The 18,470-nt window shown below is 72.4% G+C and carries 15 protein-coding genes; 10 read left to right on the top strand and 5 right to left on the bottom strand.

The features are described 5' to 3' along the window. Positions 1-61 precede the first annotated feature (61 nt). The 6 genes from HN031_RS01275 (at position 62) to ettA (ending at position 12,085) form a co-directional block, all read left to right on the top strand. Entirely contained in the window at positions 62-4,987 is a 4,926-nt protein-coding gene (locus HN031_RS01275) for a lamin tail domain-containing protein (RefSeq protein WP_172265187.1), read from the top strand. Positions 4,988-5,074: 87 nt separating this feature from the next. Continuing rightward, positions 5,075-6,193, top strand: a complete 1,119-nt coding sequence (locus HN031_RS01270) for a PrsW family intramembrane metalloprotease (RefSeq protein WP_172265184.1) — start codon at positions 5,075-5,077, stop codon at positions 6,191-6,193. Further along, positions 6,190-8,049, top strand: coding sequence for a dynamin family protein (locus HN031_RS01265; RefSeq protein WP_253942957.1), 1,860 nt, complete (start codon positions 6,190-6,192; stop codon positions 8,047-8,049). The genes HN031_RS01270 and HN031_RS01265 overlap by 4 nt, the downstream gene beginning before the upstream one ends. A 42-nt stretch (positions 8,050-8,091) precedes the next feature. Next, on the top strand, positions 8,092-9,747 hold the full coding sequence (locus HN031_RS01260) for a YfjP family GTPase (RefSeq protein WP_172265181.1): 1,656 nt from the start codon (positions 8,092-8,094) through the stop codon (positions 9,745-9,747). Between the two features lie 151 nt (positions 9,748-9,898). Then, entirely contained in the window at positions 9,899-10,345 is a 447-nt protein-coding gene (locus HN031_RS01255) for a single-stranded DNA-binding protein (RefSeq protein ID WP_172265178.1), read from the top strand. 57 nt (positions 10,346-10,402) lie between these two features. Next, positions 10,403-12,085: an energy-dependent translational throttle protein EttA gene (ettA, locus tag HN031_RS01250; protein ID WP_172265175.1), complete on the top strand. Its 1,683-nt coding sequence runs from the start codon at positions 10,403-10,405 to the stop codon at positions 12,083-12,085. Positions 12,086-12,207: 122 nt separating this feature from the next. Here the strand turns inward: ettA and HN031_RS01245 are convergent, their stop codons facing one another. From HN031_RS01245 to HN031_RS01235, 3 genes are all read right to left on the bottom strand, one after another. Continuing rightward, on the bottom strand, positions 12,208-12,696 hold the full coding sequence (locus HN031_RS01245; protein ID WP_172265172.1) for a MarR family winged helix-turn-helix transcriptional regulator: 489 nt from the start codon (positions 12,694-12,696) through the stop codon (positions 12,208-12,210). 35 nt (positions 12,697-12,731) lie between these two features. After that, positions 12,732-13,946, bottom strand: a complete 1,215-nt coding sequence (locus HN031_RS01240) for an acetyl-CoA C-acetyltransferase (RefSeq protein WP_172265169.1) — start codon at positions 13,944-13,946, stop codon at positions 12,732-12,734. A 61-nt stretch (positions 13,947-14,007) separates the two neighbouring features. Continuing rightward, on the bottom strand, positions 14,008-14,616 hold the full coding sequence (locus tag HN031_RS01235) for a TetR family transcriptional regulator (RefSeq protein WP_216651962.1): 609 nt from the start codon (positions 14,614-14,616) through the stop codon (positions 14,008-14,010). 120 nt (positions 14,617-14,736) lie between these two features. Here HN031_RS01235 and HN031_RS01230 point away from each other — a divergent pair, with 120 nt between their 5' ends. Together HN031_RS01230 and HN031_RS01225 are read left to right on the top strand one after the other, a co-directional pair. Continuing rightward, positions 14,737-14,904: a hypothetical protein gene (locus HN031_RS01230; protein ID WP_172265166.1), complete on the top strand. Its 168-nt coding sequence runs from the start codon at positions 14,737-14,739 to the stop codon at positions 14,902-14,904. A 72-nt stretch (positions 14,905-14,976) separates the two neighbouring features. Then, entirely contained in the window at positions 14,977-15,822 is an 846-nt protein-coding gene (locus HN031_RS01225; protein ID WP_172265163.1) for a thioesterase family protein, read from the top strand. A 28-nt stretch (positions 15,823-15,850) separates the two neighbouring features. Here the strand turns inward: HN031_RS01225 and HN031_RS01220 are convergent, their stop codons facing one another. Then, on the bottom strand, positions 15,851-16,258 hold the full coding sequence (locus HN031_RS01220) for a globin (protein ID WP_172265161.1): 408 nt from the start codon (positions 16,256-16,258) through the stop codon (positions 15,851-15,853). Between the two features lie 42 nt (positions 16,259-16,300). Next, entirely contained in the window at positions 16,301-17,371 is a 1,071-nt protein-coding gene (locus HN031_RS01215; RefSeq protein ID WP_253942956.1) for a mechanosensitive ion channel family protein, read from the bottom strand. Between the two features lie 31 nt (positions 17,372-17,402). Between HN031_RS01215 and HN031_RS01210 the strand changes: the two genes are divergently transcribed. Together HN031_RS01210 and HN031_RS01205 are read left to right on the top strand one after the other, a co-directional pair. Continuing rightward, positions 17,403-17,786, top strand: a complete 384-nt coding sequence (locus tag HN031_RS01210; RefSeq protein WP_172265159.1) for a hypothetical protein — start codon at positions 17,403-17,405, stop codon at positions 17,784-17,786. Then, a complete protein-coding gene (locus HN031_RS01205; protein ID WP_172265157.1) occupies positions 17,773-18,156 on the top strand; it encodes a DUF5130 family protein in 384 nt (127 codons plus the stop codon). The genes HN031_RS01210 and HN031_RS01205 overlap by 14 nt, the downstream gene beginning before the upstream one ends. Positions 18,157-18,470 lie beyond the last annotated feature (314 nt).

The raw sequence follows: 18,470 nt of genomic DNA, 5'->3' as shown, positions 1-18,470 counted from the left end.
GAGCCGCCGCGTTCACCCGGCGTACCGCATTGATTCACCGCCTCCCTGTGGGGTGACGCCCATGCCGTCTGCCAGGTCGCTCCTGACCTCCTTCCAGTGCCTCGCCACCCCGCTCGCCACCTCCCTCGCCCTCGCCGCGGGCGCGCTCGCCGTCACCGCGCTGCCCGCCCACGCCGCGGCCGGGCGACCGGCGCTCGTGGTGACCGAGATCAACGTCGACTCGAGCAACCGACCGGCCGCCGACGGGACGTCGGTCGACGCGTTCGAGTTCGTCGAGGTGCGCAACACCACCGACGCCGCGATCAACCTGGCCGACGCCGGCTACTCGGTCGTCTACCTCAGCGGGTCGACCCAAAGGACGCTCACGCACGACCCGGCGACGACCGTCCCCGCCAACGGCACGCTCGTGCTGTGGCCGCGCAACAGCGGGCACTCGGGCACCGCGGCCCTCACCGAGCAGGACTTCCGCACCTTCTACGCCGGCCTTGGCTGGACCGGCTCGTACGACCTCGCCGTCCTCTCCGGCCAGAACGGGCTCAACAACAGCGGCAGCACCCTGTGGATCCGGCGCACCGACGCCGGCACGACCACCGACGTGGCGCAGGTCAGCTGGACCGCCACCGACAAGGCCGTCGACAAGACGGTGGAGTACGTCGCCCCCACCGACGGCACCGCGGTCCACCGCGTGCTCGCCACGCAGCAGGCGCCCAACCCGGGCGCCGTGCGCGACGAGCAGCTGGGCGCGCCCACCCCCACCGACCCGCCCACCGACCCGCCGACCGACCCGGGCGTGCCGACCCAACCCCCGGCGCCGCCCACCGACCCCGACCTCGCGGCGCCGATCCTCCAGGTCACCGAGGTGGCCCCCGACACCGCGAACGCCAACGGCGGCGACGCCTACGAGTTCGTCGAGGTCTACAACGCCTCCGACGCCCCGGTGAGCTTCCGCGACTTCACCCTCAACTACCTCTACATCGACGCCAACGCGGTCACCACCAACCAGGCGCTGTGGCCCGCGGTGCCGCGCGACGCGGTCATCGACCCGGGCCAGACGCTGGTGCTCTGGGTCCGCAACGGCGCCAACGACGCGCTCACCGCCGCCGACTTCAACGCCGCGTTCGGCGCGGACCTGACCGCCGGCGAGGACCTCGTCGACGTACGGTCCGCGGGCATGGCCAACGGGGGCCTGCGCGGCATCCAGGTGATGACCAACACCGGCCTCGACGTGAGCACGACCTACTACTTCACCGACGCGCAGACGACGCCGACCACCGCCATCCAGTACGCCTGGAACCCCGCGCCGTCGCCGGACCACCTGTGGGTGCCGGAGCCGAGGAACGGCACGGTGCAGACGATGACCGCGCTCGCCGTGCCCACGCCGGGCTACACGCACCCGCGTCAGGTGCCCGCCGGGCTCGTGCGCACCCCGACCGCCGACACCGCGCCCACGATCGACGACCTCACCGGCGGCCCGCTGCTGCCGGAGACCGAGGACCTCACCCTCGGCTTCGACGTCCTCGACGACCACCAGGTCCGCACCGCGGAGCTGACCCTCACCACGGACGTCGGTGACCCGGTCACCCGGTCGCTGCGCTTCGAGTCGCCCGACCGCTTCGTCTACACCGTCCCGGCGGTCGACCTCTACGGCAAGCAGTGGGTGGACTACACCCTCGAGGTGTCGGACGGCACCCACACCACGACCCTCGGCCCGGTGCGCATCGACCTCACCGGGGGACCGCGGCCGCCCGTCCGGCTCAACCACGCCGACGGCGACTTCGTCCGCGGCACCAGCCCCCTCACGGCGACCACCGACGGCGACCCCACCGGCCTCACCCTGGCGGTCGACGGCCAGCAGGTCGGCGCCGCCGTGCCGTCGCTCGAGGCCTCGCCGCGCTTCGCCTTCGAGGCCACCAGCACCGACGCGTTCTTCCGCAACGGCGTGAAGATCGGCGACGAGGTGCTCACCGTCTTCGACGAGGGCTTCTACGAGCGGACCGAGACCGTGTCGGCCGCCGTGCCGCTGGAGAAGGTGGTGCGCGGCCAGCGCGTCACGCTCGGGATCTACGCGGGCACCAAGGCGTGGCCCCAGCCTGACCCCAACGAGAACAACGACGACTTCGCCGCCATCGACCCCCGCCTCGCCCTGCCCGACGGCCGGGTGCTGCGCCCCGTCACGTGTGCGAGCGCCGCCGAGGGCCAGGAGCCGACGACCCGCGCCTGCCCCGCCCCCGACGCCCGCATCGGCTTCGCCGACGCCAGCCTCGTCTACTTCCTGGCGACCTTCGAGGTCCCCGACGACGCCTTCGACTCACTGCTGCACCAGTGGGACACGACCGCCGTCGCCGACGGGCAGCACGCCGTCACCGCGACCGCCGGCGGGCAGTCGGCGACCCGCACGCTCGTCGTCGACAACACGGCGCCGCAGATCACCTCGTCGATCGAGCCGGGCGCCAAGATGCGAGGCTCGTTCGACGTCGACGCGCAGGCCACCGACGCCGGTTCCGGGGTCGAGGCACTGACCGCGACCCTCGACGGCGAGGAGGTCACCCTGCCGCACCGCACCTCCTCGGTGGACCTCGAGGCGGGTGAGCACCGGCTGGTGCTGACCGCCGTCGACGCGCTGGGCAACAGCCGCACCCGGGAGATCACCTTCACCACGCCCGAGGAGCAGCCGTCGGCATCGCTGGACACACCCGCCGACGGTGCCGAGGTGCCGTCCGGTGAGGTGGCCCTCGAGGCCACCCCGAGCGACCCCGAGGGCGACGTCCTCGACGTCGAGCTGCGGCGCGGATTCCACTTCGAGCCCGGTGACGAGGCCGTCACGGCGAGCGCCGGGACGGCGTACGACGCCGGACGGGTCCCGCGCGAGGGCGCCGTGCTGCTCACCGCCGAGGAGCTGGAGGCGGTCGCGACCGACGACGGCCTCACCGCCAGCACCACCTCCGAGAGCCTGTTCCCCTACCAGCTCTTCACCCTCGAGGTGCCCGAGGGCGCCGGCGGCGACTTCACCGCCCGGGTCCACTGGTCGGGGTCGGCCAACGCCGAGGCGCGCGTGGGACTGCACGTCCTCGACGTGACCGCCGACGCGTGGGTGGAGGTCGACGAGCACCTCACCACCGGTGGTGCCCCCACCGACTTCGACCTCGACGCGCTGGTGCCGGCGAAGGACCACGTGGAGGACAGGAGGATCACCGTCCTGGTGCAGCACTCCCAGGGCTTCACGACCCCGGGCCAGAGCACCCGCGGCAGCCAGGTGCCGCCGTACTCCGGCAAGGGCGTCACACCCCGCGACCAGTACGACTTCACCGTCGCCTGGGAGTCCGACACGCAGTACTACAACCAGAACCCGGACTTCTACCGCCACCAGCGCGCCATCCACGACTTCCTCGTGGCGCAGCGCTCGAACCTCGACCTGCAGTACCTCATGCACACCGGCGACATCGTCAACGACTGGGACCAGCCGGCCCAGTGGCAGCGCGCCGACGTCGCCTACCGCGACCTCGACGAGGCGCGGATCCCCTACGGGGTGCTCGCGGGCAACCACGACGTCGGCCACCACCGCAACGACTACGGCGCCTACGGCCGGTGGTTCGGTGAGCAGCGCTACGCCGCCAACCCCTGGTACGGCGGCTCGCACCAGGACAACCGCGGGCACTACGACCTCGTCAGCGCCGACGGCATCGACCTGATGGTCGTGTCGATGGGCTGGGGGGCGGGGGACCAGCAGATCGCCTGGATGAACCGGGTGATCGAGGAGCACCCCGAGCGCAGGGTCATCATCAACCTGCACGAGTTCATGCTCACCACCGGCGGGCTCGGCCCGATCCCGCAGCGGATCATGGACGAGGTCGTCCGGCCCAACGCCAACGTGATCGCCGTCGGGTCGGGGCACTACCACGACGCCTACACCCGCACCGACGAGATGGACGACGACGGCGACGGCGTCGCGGACCGCACGGTCTACTCGATGCTGTTCGACTACCAGGGCCTGCCCGAGGGCGGCCTGGGCTACCTGCGCCTGCTGCACTTCGACAACGCCGGCGGCAGGATCGTCGTCCGCACCTACTCGCCGTCGCTCGACGACTTCGACTCCGACGACCCGTCGCTGGAGCAGGTGCACCAGGAGTTCGAGATCCCCTACGCCGCCTCCGGCATGACGGCGCGGGTCAAGGAGCTCGCGACCGACGAGATCAGCCTGGACATCCTCACGACCGAGACCATCGCGTCGTTCGCCGGAGTCGCCAGCGGCACCGCGCTGTCGGCAGCGTGGGCCGTCGAGCCGGGCGAGCACGGCTGGTACGTCCGCACCTCCGACCCCCACGGCGCCGTCGACCACTCCGTCGTGCACACCTTCACGGCAGCCGGGGAGTCCACGACGCCGACGCCGACTCCCACCACGTCGCCCACCACGTCGCCCACGCCCACCACCACCGCGACACCCACGCCGACGCCGGGCGCCGTCGTCGCCGGGACGCCGTCGGTCGCGGGCAGGGTGCGGGTCGGCGAGACGCTGCGGGCCGAGCCCGGCACGTGGGCACCCGGGACCGTGCTGTCGTACGCCTGGCTGGCGGACGGCGACCCGATCACCGGGCAGGCGGGGCAGACCCTCGTGCTGCGGGCACGGCACCGCGGCGCACGGATCAGCGTCGCGGTCACCGGCGCGGCGCCCGGGCTGACGCCGACCACGGCGTCGGCCACGGCGCGGCGCGACGTGCGTGCGGGCCGCCTCGAGGCCGACCGGCCACGGGTCACCGGCCGGCCGGTGGTCGGAGGCGTCCTCCGTGCCGACGCGGGCGAGTGGACGCGGGGGACGAGGCTCCGCCTCACGTGGTTCGTCGACGGGCGGAGGGCGGGCGCCGGCAAGCGATTCACCCTGCGCGCGGTCCACCGCGGCGAGCGAGTGACCGTGCGCGCGACCGGAACCCGGACGGGCTATGCCACGGCGACGCGGACGAGCGCGCCGACGGCCGTCGTCCGCGGCCGCTGACGCCCGCCCACCGACACACCGCCCTAGGGGTGCGCCCCCGGTCCGCCGACCGGGGGCGCACGCCCATGCTCCGTTAGGCTGCGCCACATGCACCGAGGTCGCCGCGACAGTGTCGCATTCACCGTCGTGGTGGGCGTCCTGGTCCTGCTCGGTGGCCTCGCGATGGCGCTCGTCGTCGCCCTTTCGGGAGCGCCGGGGTCATTGGCGCTCGCAGCGCTGCTCGCTGCCATCCCGGTGGGACCACTGGTCGGCTGCTTCATGTGGCTCGACCGCTACGAGCCGGAGCCGCGCAACCTGCTCGTCGCCGGCCTGCTGTGGGGCGCCTTCGTCGCCACCGCCGCGGCCCTGGTCTTCCAGGGGATCGGCGTCGCGGGCGGCGCCAGCGAGCGCGACAGCCTCGCGGTGCTCGCGCCGCTCACGGAGGAGGCGACCAAGGGCGCCTTCCTCATCCTGCTGCTGTGGTGGCGCCGCCACGAGCTCGACGGCATCCTCGACGGCATCGTCTACGCCGGCATGGTGGGCATCGGCTTCGCCTTCACCGAGAACATCCTCTACCTCGCGGCCGCCTACGACGGCACCGACGGCCTCGGCCCGGGCGGCACCACGGCGCTCACCGGCACCTTCGTCCTGCGCGGTGTGATCAGCCCCTTCGCGCACCCGTTCTTCACGGCCTTCATCGGCATCGGGGTGGGCATCGCGATCGCCTCCCGCCGGACGTGGCTGCGGGTGCTCGCCCCCCTCGCCGGCTTCGCCGTCGCGGCCCTGCTGCACGGGACCTGGAACTCCTCGACGCTGATGGGCACCGGCCACTTCTTCGTCGTCTACGGCCTGCTGATGTTCCCGGCGTTCCTCGGCGTCGCCGCCTTCGCGGTTTACCGCCGGCGCTCCGAGCGCCCGCTCCTCACCACCGCCCTGCAGGACGCCGCCGACCGCGGGCTGCTGCCCGCCACCGACATCCCGTGGCTGGTCGACCTCCGTGCCCGCCGGCACGCGCGGCGCTGGGCCCGCGCCCAGGGCGGCCAGCAGTCCGAGCGAGGCATGCGGGCCTACCAGGCCGCGGCCATCGAGCTCGGCTACCTCCACCACCGCTACCTGCGCGGCACCGCCCCGGAGGACTTCTCCGTGCGCGGCCAGGAGCACGTCGAGGAGCTGCGCCGCATCCGCCCCTACATCTCCTTCCCCGGACAGGTGGTGCCGACCAGATGACCGAGCCCGAGGCGGAGCAGGCGGCCGCCGGCCGTCGTGTGCCGGACGCTGCCACGGCGATGGTGACCGCGCTGGTGCGGCTGCGCGGTGCGCTGCAGGAGGCCCGGCTGCCGCTCGAGCTGCCCGGTGCCGAGGCGCAGCGCGTCGCCCGTGCCGAGATGGTCGACCAGCTCGAGGACTACGTCATCCCGCGCCTGATGACCCTCGACGCGCCGCTGCTCGCGGTGGTCGGCGGCTCGACCGGCGCCGGCAAGTCGACGCTGGTGAACTCCCTCGTCGGCACGCGCGTGACCACGCCGGGCGTGCTGCGGCCGACGACCCGGTCCCCGGTGCTGGTGCACCACCCCGACGACGCGAAGTGGTTCGGCCAGGACCGGCTGCTGCCCGAGCTCGAGCGCGTCACCCGCCAGACCAACGACCCCGAGGCGCTCCAGCTCGTCGAGTCCACGGCGATGACGCCGGGCCTGGCGATCCTCGACGCGCCCGACATCGACTCGGTCGAGGAGCGCAACCGCGTCCTCGCCGCGCAGCTGCTCGCCGCCGCCGACCTCTGGCTCTTCGTGACCTCCGCGGCCCGCTACGCCGACCAGGTGCCGTGGGACTTCCTGCGCAAGGCCGCCGAGCGCTCGGCCGCCGTGGCGATCGTCCTCGACCGCACGCCTCCCGAGGCCGTCGACACCATCTCCACCCACCTCGCCCGCATGCTCGCCAGCCGCGGGCTCAAGGACTCGCCGCTCTTCACCGTCGAGGAGGGCCCGGTCTCCGACATGGGGCTGCTGCCGTCGGGGTCGGTGCTCGAGATACGCCAGTGGCTGCAGGCCCTCGCCGACGACCAGGAGGCGCGCGCGGCCGTCGTGCAGCAGACCCTCGACGGCGCCATCCGCACGCTGGGTCGTCGTACGCACACGGTGGCGGACGCGGCCACCGAGCAGGTCGACTCCGTGCGCCGGCTCCGCGAGGACGCCAACGAGGCCTACGACCGCGCGGTCAAGGGCGTCGGCGAGGCCTCCGCCGACGGGACCCTGCTCCGCGGGGAGGTGCTGGCCCGCTGGCAGGAGTTCGTCGGCACCGGCGAGCTCCTCCGCTCGCTCGAGACCCGGGTGGGCTGGATCCGCGACCGGGTCGTCAACGCCGTCAAGGGCAAGCCCCAGCAGGCCGAGCGGGTCACCGTCGCCGTGGAGTCCGGCCTGGAGACGCTGATCCTGGAGCACGCCGAGGCCGCCGCCGAGCGGGCGGAGGCGTCGTGGCGCAGCACCGCCGCCGGCCAGGTCCTGCTGCGCGACGCCGGCGAGGACCTCGGCCGCGCCTCGCGCGACTTCCGCCGGCGCGCCGAGCGCGCCGTGCGCGACTGGCAGGACGACGTGCTGGAGATGGTCCGCACCGAAGGTGCGGAGAAGCGCTCGACGGCACGGTTCCTCGCGTTCGGCGTCAACGGGCTATCGGTGGCACTCATGGTCGTCGTGTTCGCCCACACCGCCGGCGTCACGGGCGCCGAGGCGGGCATCGCGGGCGGGTCGGCGGTGCTCGGCCAGAAGCTGCTCGAGGCGGTCTTCGGCGACCAGGCCGTGCGGTCCCTGGCCGAGCGCGCCCGGGTCCGGCTCGAGGCGTCGATGAGCGACCTCCTCGACGCCGAGCGGCGCCGCTACACCGACCTGCTCGACAGCCTCGAGGTGTCCCCGGAGGCGCCCGAGCGGATGCGCGCCGCAGCCCGCAAGGTCGACGACCTGCGCTACGCCGCGACCCAGCCGGTGACCCCGCCGGAGGCCGAGCTCCCGACCGAGCCGCAGACCGGGCCGGAGGCGCGACCCGCGCTCGACCCTCCCCAGGTGTCGGACGATGGCGACACCGCCCCCTAGGGTTGAGGGTGGAAGCAGAGCCACCCGGACCGTGAGGGAGTCATGACGTCGTTGCTCGAAGGGGCCAAGAAGCTGGTCACCAGGAGCTCTGACATCGGCGCTCGCGTCGAGGGACTCGAGCGTGCCGCCACCGCGGCCCGGGGCCGTGTCGACGACGCCCTCGTCGACGAGGCGTCGACGGTCGCGTCGCGCGCCGCCAGCCGGCTCAAGCTGTCCGCCGACCACACCGTCGTCGCCCTCGCGGGCGCGACCGGCTCGGGCAAGTCCTCCACCTTCAACGCCCTCAGCGGCCTCGAGCTGGCCGCGGTCGGCGTACGCCGCCCCACGACGTCGTGGGCCACGGCCTGCGTGTGGGGCAGGGAGGGGGCCGAGGAGCTGCTCGAGTGGCTCGGCATCCCCTCGCGCCACCAGGTCACGCGCGACTCGATGCTGTCCAAGGCCGACGAGGACGTGGAGATGCGGGGCGTCGTGCTCCTCGACCTGCCCGACCACGACTCCACCGAGGTCTCGCACCACCTCGAGGTCGACCGGCTCGTGCAGCTCGCCGACATGCTCGTGTGGGTGCTCGACCCGCAGAAGTACGCCGACGCCGCCATCCACGACCGCTTCCTCAAGCCGCTGGCCGGCCACCGCGACGTGATGCTCGTGGTGCTCAACCACATCGACGTCATCCCCGAGGACCGCCGCGCGTCCATGGTGGACGACGTACGCCGCCTCCTCGAGGCCGACGGGCTGGCCGGCGTGCCGGTCGTCCCGGTGAGCGCCCGCAACGGGTGGGGCATCGACGAGCTGCGCGGCATGATCGCCAAGCGGGTCGCGGAGAAGAAGGTCACCCGCTCCCGGCTCGAGGCCGACGTCAAGACCGCGGCGCAGCGCCTGCAGGAGTCGACCGGCACCGGCAAGGTGCCCGGTCTGTCCAAGGAGCGCGTCGCCGCGCTCGACGACGCCTTCGCGGAGGCGGCCGGCGTGCCGACCGTCGTCAAGGCGGTCGCCGACTCGACCCGGTTGCGCGCCAACCGCGCCACCGGCTGGCCGGTCACGGCCTGGTTCTCCCGGCTCAAGCCCGACCCGCTCAAGAGGCTGCACCTCGACCTCGGCGCGTCCGGCAAGGAGCTCACCGGCGCCGCCCGGACGTCCGTCCCGAAGGCCACCGGGGTGCAGCGCGCCCGCGTCGACACCGAGGTGCGCGCCCTGGCCGAGCAGGTCGGCGAGGGCATGGCCCCGCCCTGGGCCACGGCCGTGCGTGCGGCGTCGGTGTCGCGGCTGCCCGACCTCGGCGACCGCCTCGACCGCGCGGTGGCGTCCACCGACCTCGGCGCCGACAAGATCCCCGTCTGGGCCGGTCTCGTGCGGATCCTGCAGTACCTCCTCATCATCTCCGCCGTCGTGGGCGCCGTGTGGCTCGCGCTGCTCGCCTTCGGCTCCTACGCCCGCCTGCCCGAGCCGCCGACGCCGGAGGTCGGCTCCTTCCCGCTGCCCACGCTGCTGCTCCTCGGTGGCGTCGGACTCGGGATCCTGCTCGCGCTCGTCAGCCGCTGGCTGGTGTCGCTGACCGCGAGGGCGCGGGCCCGCACGGCCGACAGGCGGCTGCGCGACGCCATCTCGGAGGTCTCGGCCGAGGTGGTCGTCGAGCCGATCCAGGCCGAGCTCGCCTCCTACGCCGAGGTGCGCGAGGGTCTCTCGACCGCCCTGCGCTGAGCCGTCCCCGGGCCACCCGGCGTCCACAGGTCCGGCCGCATCGTGGTCCTCCACAGGTCCGGCGACCACGCGGGTGCCGGTGTCGGCCGGGTTGCCGAGGCTGGGTGCACCGCGGCGGGACCACCGCCGCCCCACACCCGGAGGCAGCCCCATGTACGACACCCAGATCACCCTGACCGGCTGGATCGGCGGCGAGGTCACGCTCCGCGAGGTCGGCGAGCACCGGCAGGTCGCCTCGTTCCGCGTCGCCTGCACGCCGACGCGCTACCGCGACGGCGAGTGGGTCAAGGGCACCACGACCTGGCACACGGTGAAGGCGTGGAACCGGCTCGGCCGCCACGTCGTCGCCTCCCTCTCCAGCGGCGACCCGGTCGTCGTGCACGGCCGGCTCGTGGCCGACGTCTGGGAGCGCGACGGCAAGCCGCAGACGTCCTGGGAGGTGGTCGCGAGTGCCGTCGGCCACGACCTCACCCACGGCACCACGACCTTCGCCAAGCCGGTGGCTCCCGCGGTCGAGGACGAGCGTCGGGGCACGGTCCCGGCGGCCGCTCCGGTGGTGGCGTCCGACGCCGCCGAGTCGGTGCCCGACGCCGCCTGAGAGGAGCCGCCCGGCGCGATTGTCGGCGGGGGAGCGGTTCCCCGTAGGCTCGCCCGCATGGCTGAGTACGTCTTCACACTGCGCAACGTGCGCAAGGCCCACGGTGACAAGGTCGTCCTCGACAACGTCACCCTCTCCTTCCTCCACGGCGCGAAGATCGGCGTCGTCGGGCCCAACGGTGCGGGCAAGTCCACGCTCTTCAAGATCATGGCGGGGCTCGAGCACGCCAACAACGGCGACGCGATCAAGGACCCCGAGGCCACGGTCGGCATGCTCCAGCAGGAGCCGCCGCTGACGGAGGGCAAGACCGTCCTGGAGAACGTCGAGGAGGCCGTCGCCGACCTCAAGGGGAAGATGAAGCGCCTCGAGGACGCCTACATGGAGATGGGCGAGCCCGACGCCGACCAGGACGCCCTCATGCAGGAGACGGGCGACCTCCAGACCGAGCTCGACAACGCCAACGCGTGGGACCTCGACAGCCGGCTCGACCAGGCCATGGACGCGCTGCGCTGCCCGCCGCCGGACGTGCTGGTCGACAACCTGTCCGGTGGCGAGCGACGCCGCGTCGCCCTGTGCAAGCTGCTGCTCGAGCAGCCCGACCTGCTGCTCCTCGACGAGCCCACCAACCACCTCGACGCCGAGTCGGTCCAGTGGCTGGAGGGTCACCTCAAGACCTACCCCGGCGCCGTCATGGCGATCACCCACGACCGCTACTTCCTCGACAACGTCGCCGAGTGGATCGCCGAGGTCGACCGCGGCCAGATCCACGGCTACGAGGGCAACTACTCGACCTACCTCGAGACCAAGCGCGACCGGCTCAAGGTCGAGGGGCAGAAGGACGCCAAGCGCGCCAAGATGCTCGAGAAGGAGCTGGAGTGGGTCCGCTCCAACGCCAAGGCCCGCCAGACCAAGAGCAGGTCGCGTCTCGCGCGCTACGAGGAGATGGCGGCCGAGGCCGACCGGATGCGCAAGATCGACACCTCCGAGATCAACATCCCCGCGGGCCCGCGCCTCGGTGACGTCGTGCTCGAGGCCGACAAGCTCGGCAAGGGCTTCGAGGGTCGCACCCTCATGCACGACGTGTCCTTCAAGCTCCCGCGCGCGGGCATCGTCGGCGTGATCGGCCCCAACGGTGTCGGCAAGACGACGCTCTTCCGGATGATCACCGGCGAGGAGCAGCCCGACGCCGGCGACCTCAAGGTCGGCCAGACCGTCAAGATCTCCTACGTCGACCAGTCACGTGGCGGCATCGACCCGCAGAAGAACGTCTGGGAGGTCGTCTCCGACGGGCTCGACTTCATCAAGGTCGCCAACTTCGAGATGAACAGCCGCGCCTACGTCGCCTCCTTCGGCTTCAAGGGCCCGGACCAGCAGAAGAAGGCCGGCGTGCTCTCCGGTGGTGAGCGCAACCGGCTCAACCTCGCGCTGACGCTCAAGATGGGCGGCAACATGCTGCTGCTCGACGAGCCCACCAACGACCTCGACGTCGAGACCCTGTCCTCGCTCGAGGACGCGCTGCTCGACTTCCCCGGCTGCGCCGTGGTCACCTCCCACGACCGGTGGTTCCTCGACCGCGTGGCGACCCACATCCTGGCCTGGGAGGGCGACGACGAGGACCCGGCGAAGTGGTTCTGGTTCGAGGGCAACTTCGCGTCGTACGAGGAGAACAAGGTCGAGCGCCTCGGCATCGACGCGGCCCGTCCCCACCGGGTGACGCACCGCCGCCTCACCCGCGACTGACCCCGCGACGGACCGTTCACCACGGTCTGTCGCCGGATGGGCGCTTCCCTCGATCAGCTGACCGGGGGAAGCGCCCCTTCGTCTGCACACCGTGATGAACGATCACCGGCAGGGACGAGCGGCTAGCGGAGCTCGCTCTCCGGGTGCCGGTTCACGAGGTGATCGGCGACCCGGTCGAAGACCCGGCCCACGGCGGCGAAGTCGCCCTCGGGGACCAGGTCGACGAGGTTGCGCCGGACGCTCTCGACGTGGCACGGCGCGGCCCGCACGAGGAGGTCGTAGCCCGTCTCCGTCATCGTCGCGACGACGCCGCGGCCGTCCTCGGGCGTGGTGCCCCGCGTGACGTAGCCGGCGTTCTCCATGCGGGCGATCGTGTGGGTCACCCGGCTGCGCGAGTGGGCCATGGCGTCGGCCAGCTGCGCCATCCGCATCGCCCGCCCCGGCCGCTCGGAGAGCCGCACGAGCACCTCGTACTCGGTGAGCGACATGCCGAACTCCCGGCGGAGGTCGTCGTCGAGACGCTCCTCGAGCAGGGTGATGCCCATCATGAGCGCGCGCCAGGAGTGCTGCTGGTCGTCGTCGAGCCAGCGCGGTTCGCTCGTCGAGGTCATGGCCGCAGCCTAGTCGTGCGGCGCCCCGGCGCGCCTCAGGAGACGCGCTCGAGGATCATCGCCATGCCCTGGCCGCCGCCGACGCACATGGTGATCAGGCCGGTGCTCTTGTCGTGCCAGTCGAGGCTGTTGAGCATCGTGTTCTGCAGGCGGGCGCCCGTCATGCCGAACGGGTGGCCCACCGCGATGGCGCCGCCGTTGACGTTGAGCCGGTCGAGGTCGATGCCGAGGTCCTGGTAGGACGGCACGACCTGGGCGGCGAACGCCTCGTTGATCTCGACGAGGTCGATGTCGCCGATGCTCATGCCGGCGTGCTCGAGCGCGTTCCGGGTGGCCTCGACGGGGCCAAGGCCCATGATCTCGGGGGAGATGCCGGAGACGCCGGTCGACACGATGCGGGCGAGCGGGATGAGACCGAGCTCGGCGGCCTTGGTGTCCGACATGACCACCACGGCGGCGGCGCCGTCGTTGAGCGGGCAGCAGTTGCCGGCGGTGACCACGCCGTCGGGGCGGAAGACGGGGTCGAGACCGGCGATGGCGTCGTACGTCACCCCGGCGCGGGGGCCGTCGTCCGTGGTGACGACGGTGCCGTCGGGCAGCGTCACCGGGGTGATCTCGCGCTCCCAGAAGCCGTCGGCGATCGCCTTCTCGGCCAGGTTCTGCGAGCGGACGGCGAACTCGTCGATCTCCTTGCGGTCCAGGCCGCGCAGGCGGGCGACGTTCTCGGCGGTCTGGCCCATCGCGACGTAGATGTCGGGCAGCAGGCCGTCCTCGCGCGGGTCGTGCCAGTCCTGGCCGCCCTTGGCGTACTCGTCGGTGCGGGCCGAGGCCTCGACGAAGCGCGGGTTGCGGGTGCCGGGGATGTGGTCGGACGTTCCCTTGGCGAAGCGCGAGACGGTCTCGACGCCGGCGGAGACGAAGACGTCGCCCTCGCCGGCCTTGATCGCGTGGAAGGCCATCCGGGTGGTCTGCACGGACGACGAGCAGTAGCGCGTCACGGTGGCGCCGGGCACCTCGAGGCCGAGGAGGGTCGTCACCACGCGTGCCATGTTGTTGCCCGACTCGCCGCCGGGCAGGCCGCAGCCGAGCAGCAGGTCCTCGATGGTGGTCGGGTCGAGGTCGGGGATCTTGTCGAGCGCCGCCTGCACGACCAGTGCGGTCAGGTCGTCGGGACGGAAGTCCTTGAGCGAGCCCTTGTTGGCCCGGCCGATGGGGGAGCGCGCTGCGGAAACGATCACTGCCTCGGGCATGGGGAACTCCGGTTACTGGTCGGTTGCGGTGTCTCCCGGCACCTTAGTGCGCCGGTTCCCCTCAGGAGTCCGGAGGGTTGGGGCCGAGGCCGGTCAGCAGCCGCTCGACGCTCTCGGCCACGAAGGTGCGCCGGCGTCGAGACGGCAGCATCAGCGACGCGAGCAGCACGCCCTCGAGCGCGGCCACGAGCGTCTCAGCGGACGCGCCGCCCTCGTCGCCGCCCTGCTTCCCGGCTGCGTCCAGCACCTCGCGGACCATGCGCACCAGGTCGTCGCGCCACAGCGTGAAGCGCTCGGCCAGGCCCGGGTCGCGGGTGGCCGCGACCGTGAGCTCGAGGCGCGCCGCGAGGAGGTCGGGCTGGTCGAGCCAGCGGGAGAAGAGCCGGGACACCTCGGCCACCGCGCGCTCGTGGTCGCCCGGGCAGGACGCCAGCCGGCCACCGAGCGCCTCGACGTCGGCGCCGAGCCGGTCGGCGACGAACTCGCCGAGGGCGCTGACCAGGGCGTCGCGGGTCCGGAAGTACGCCGACGAGCTGCCCTCGGCGAGACCCGCCTCGCGGTCGACGGCGCGGTGGGTCAGACCCCGGATGCCCTGCTGGGACAGCACGGTCGTGGCCGCCTCGAGGATCTGGCGGCGCCGTGGCGACAGCTCCCGGCTCGCTGGGCTCACCGTGCTCCTCTCGACCGCGCGGGGTGGTGGCGCAGGACACTACCGGGCGGTCTTGCGCAGCGCTGGCGGAGGCGTATGCTTCTACATACGTAGACACTACATCTGTAGAAAGGACTGGTCATGGAGGCCGTCACTATCTATCTCGTCGTCATCGGCATCGTCTCCCTGGCGGCCGTCGCCCTCGCCGCCGCCGCGCTCACGACGACCCTCCGCGAGACGCGCAGCGACCGCCGCGCCCGCCACGAGTCGATCCCCGCCTACTACGGCCGGATGATCCACGTCAGCTGATGGGGGCGGGCCCCTGAGGGCGCCGGCTCGCTGCCCGGAGCGCCCGGCGTCGAGGTCTGCGACGATCGTCGTGTGCGCCATCTCTACCGCTGCCCGCTGAGGTGGGCCGACCTCGACCTGCTCGGCCACGTCAACAACGTGACGTACGTCGACTACCTGCAGGAGGCGCGCGTCGACATGTTCCGCACGCACGCCCCGGAGAGCCGCGCCGACGACCTCGCCGAGGGCGTGGTGGTGGTCCGGCACGAGGTCACCTACGTCTCGTCGCTGACGTTCGGCTTCGAGCCGGTCTCGATCGAGTGCTGGGTCACCGAGGTCCGCGCCGCGAGCTTCACGATGGCCTACGAGATCTTCGCCGAGGACCAGGCCGGCGAGCGCACGGTCCACCTCAGGGCGCGCACCGTGCTGACGCCATACGTCTTCGCGACCGAGCGGCCCCGCCGCCTGCACGACGAGGAGAAGGCGTCCCTGTCCCGCCTCCTCGAGCCCGACGAGCCCGTCCGCGCCCCGTCCGCGCCCGCCGTTGTCGACGTCCCCGGCGGCACCTACCCGGTGCACGTGCGGTTCAGCGACGTCGACGTCTACGGCCACGTCAACAACGTGAAGTACTTCGAGTATTTCCAGGAGGCGCGGATCCAGCTGATGGTGACGCAGGGACGCGACCTCGGGGACGGCTACCACCTCGTGGTCGCCCAGACCGACGTCGACTACCGCCGGCCGATCCTGTTCCGGCCCGAGCCCTACGACTGCCGGACGTGGGTGTCGCGCATCGGCAGCACCTCGGCGGTCTTCGAGTCGGTCGTCCGCGACGGCGACGAGGTGCTCGCGCGCGCCCGCGTGGTCGGGGTCTGCCTCGACAGCGCCACCGGTCGCCCGGCTCCCGTGCCCGACGGCTTCCGGGCGCTGGCCGCGGGCTAGACGCCGGACCCTCAGAGCACGTCGGACCTCAGAGCACGTCGGCGGGCGTCGGCGGCTGCGGGTCGGGGGAGTTCACCATGAACTGCGCGGCGTGGGTGACGTACTCCCAGAACCGGGCGTCCTGCTCGGGCGTCAGGTGCACCGCGTCGAGACCGGCCCGGAAGTGCCGCAGCCAGTGCTGCGCGGCCCTCGGGGTGACCATGAACGGACCGTGGCGCATTCGCAGCCGCGGGTGGCCGCGGGTGTCGCCGTAGGTCGTGGGCCCGCCCCAGTACTGGATGAGGAACAGCGCGAACCGGTCCTCGGCGGGTCCGAGGTCCTCCTCGGGATACATCGGCCGCAGCACCTCGTCGGTGGCCACGCCCTCGTAGAAGCGGTGGACGATCGCGCGGATCGTCTCCTCGCCGCCGATCTCGTCGTAGAAGGTGGTGGTCACGGCTCCATTGTCCCCGGCTGCGACACCCGCGGCACGCCGGGGCTACGCCTTCTCGGTGGGCTCGGCGGAGGCCGCCGACGGTGCGCTCTCCTGCCACAGGACGCGCTGGGCGACCGCCAGGTTGATCCCCTCGCTCTCGAAGCGCGCCTTGACGCGCTCGCGCATGGCACGCGCGACGCCCCACTGCTCCATGGGGGCGGTCTTGAGGGTGACCCGGACGACGATGCCGTCCACCCCGAGCGACTCCACGCCCCAGACCTCGGGCTCCTCCACGACGAGGCCGGTGAAGTCCTCGTCCACCCACAGGTCGTGGGCGACCTCCTCGAGCACGCGGCGGACCTTGACCAGGTCCTCGCTGTAGCCGACGGTCACGTCGAGCACGGTGCGCGCCCAGTTCTGGCTCATGTTGCCCACGCGCAGGATCTCGCCGTTGCGGACGTACCAGACCGTGCCGTTCACGTCGCGCAGCCGCGTGACGCGGAGGCCGACGGCCTCGACGGTCCCAGACGCCTCGCCGAGGTCGACGACGTCGCCGACGCCGTACTGGTCCTCGAAGATCATGAAGATGCCGGAGAGGAAGTCCTTGACCAGCGCCTGCGAGCCGAAGCCGAGCGCCACGCCGAGGATGCCCGCGCTGGCGATCAGCGGTGCGATGTCGTAGCCGAGCTCGGAGATGAACATGAGGGCGACGACCGTGAAGACGACGCCGGTGATGATGCTCTTCAGGAGCGAGCCGAGGGTGGCCGCGCGCTGGACGCGGCGGGTGTAGCCAGGGTCGTCGCGCAGGTTCAGCGCGGCACCCACCCGGCCGCCGGTGATGGCACGACTGAGCCGGTCGGGGAGCACGCCGACCTCGGCGCGCGCGACGATGCGGTCGATGATCCGGTGCAGCAGCCACCGGACCACCACACCGATCAGGAGCAGTCCCAGCAGCGCGCTCGGCTTGCCGACGACCCAGTCGACGGCGGTCGCGAGCCTCTCGTTGCCGGTCTCCTCGAGGACCCACGTGCACAGGTTCTCGTCGGTCGAGCAGGTGGTGAGGGGGGTGAGTGGATCGGTCTCGCTCCCGGAGACCTCGGTCACGTCCATGACAGGGGTGAGGGGGTGAGGCATGCCCGCCAGTATGGGCGATACGCTGTGGACCGTGACCACGCACGTCAGCCCGCCCGCCAGCTCCCGCTCGTCGCGCCGAGCGCTCCGGACCGCCGTCCTGGCGGCTGCGCCGGCGCTGGCCCTGCTGACGTCGCCGGTCCACGCCGACGTCCCCGAGGGGTGGGGTGGCGAGACCGAGGTCAACAGCCTCGACACCCTCAACGCCCTGGCCATCTACGTCGGGGCGCCGCTGCTGCTCTTCGTGATCATCCTGGTCGCGGTCTACCTCCCGGCGATGGTCCGCGGCGAGAAGCTGCTGCCCGACCACTCCGCCGGCGAGGGCCAGTGGATCGGCGGACCCCGCCAGGGCGTCGCCGAGCTGCCCGCACCCGACAACGAGAACTCCCGAGCGGGTGGCGCCAGTGGCAGCTGGTGACCTCCTGACCGAGGCCGACCGGCTGGCGCTGGACAAGACCATCCGCGTCGCCGAGCAGGCCTGCCGCTTCGAGTTCTCGGTCTACGTCGGTCCGGCCGAGGGTGACGACACCCGCGCCTGGGCCACCCGTCTGCACAACCGCCTCGTGGCCCCGCCCCGCAGCGTGCTGATCCTCGTGGACCCCACCCGCCGGGCCCTCGAGATCGTCACCGGCGGAGACGTACGCCGCCACCTCACCGACGCCGAGGTCGAGCTCGCGGTGCTCGCGATGTCGTCGGAGTTCTCCTCCGGCAACCTGCTCGCCGGTCTGCAGCGCGGCATCACAATGCTCGCCGAGCACGCCAGGCCGCAGAACACGCTGCACGCGTAGCCTTCTGCGCTTGCTCCGCTCGCGCGTGCTGTGCTTGATGGGCTCGCGTGCTGCGTTGTTGGCGCTCGCTCCGCTCGCGCGTGCTCGGCGCCCTGAAAGACGTCGTCTTCCCTCCTCCCTCGGCGGCGCTGCCTCGCTGCGCTCGTCACGCTTGCTCGCTCGTCAGTCCAGACGACGTCGGGCGCCGAGCGCGTGCGCTGAGGCCGTGAGGAAAGACCTCACGCGTGGCGTAGCGAGCGTGGCGAGCCCCGAGGTCAGACCGTCTGGAGGCTCGGCGCCCGGCGCTGTCTGGACTGACGAGCGACGCGAGCGCA

Origin of the sequence: Nocardioides sp. zg-1308, from assembly GCF_013155375.1 — a bacterium.
GTDB classification, from domain to species: Bacteria; Actinomycetota; Actinomycetes; order Propionibacteriales; family Nocardioidaceae; genus Nocardioides; species Nocardioides renjunii.
This window is presented reverse-complemented; position numbering and strand designations above follow the sequence as displayed.

Coding starts and splice junctions, on each gene's coding strand:
- HN031_RS01275 (WP_172265187.1), top strand. CDS start 62: ATGCCGTCTGCCAGGTCGCTCCTGACCTCCTTCCAGTGCCTCGCCACC.
- HN031_RS01270 (WP_172265184.1), top strand. CDS start 5,075: ATGCACCGAGGTCGCCGCGACAGTGTCGCATTCACCGTCGTGGTGGGC.
- HN031_RS01265 (WP_253942957.1), top strand. CDS start 6,190: ATGACCGAGCCCGAGGCGGAGCAGGCGGCCGCCGGCCGTCGTGTGCCG.
- HN031_RS01260 (WP_172265181.1), top strand. CDS start 8,092: ATGACGTCGTTGCTCGAAGGGGCCAAGAAGCTGGTCACCAGGAGCTCT.
- HN031_RS01255 (WP_172265178.1), top strand. CDS start 9,899: ATGTACGACACCCAGATCACCCTGACCGGCTGGATCGGCGGCGAGGTC.
- ettA (WP_172265175.1), top strand. CDS start 10,403: ATGGCTGAGTACGTCTTCACACTGCGCAACGTGCGCAAGGCCCACGGT.
- HN031_RS01245 (WP_172265172.1), bottom strand. CDS start 12,696: ATGACCTCGACGAGCGAACCGCGCTGGCTCGACGACGACCAGCAGCAC.
- HN031_RS01240 (WP_172265169.1), bottom strand. CDS start 13,946: ATGCCCGAGGCAGTGATCGTTTCCGCAGCGCGCTCCCCCATCGGCCGG.
- HN031_RS01230 (WP_172265166.1), top strand. CDS start 14,737: ATGGAGGCCGTCACTATCTATCTCGTCGTCATCGGCATCGTCTCCCTG.
- HN031_RS01215 (WP_253942956.1), bottom strand. CDS start 17,371: ATGCCTCACCCCCTCACCCCTGTCATGGACGTGACCGAGGTCTCCGGG.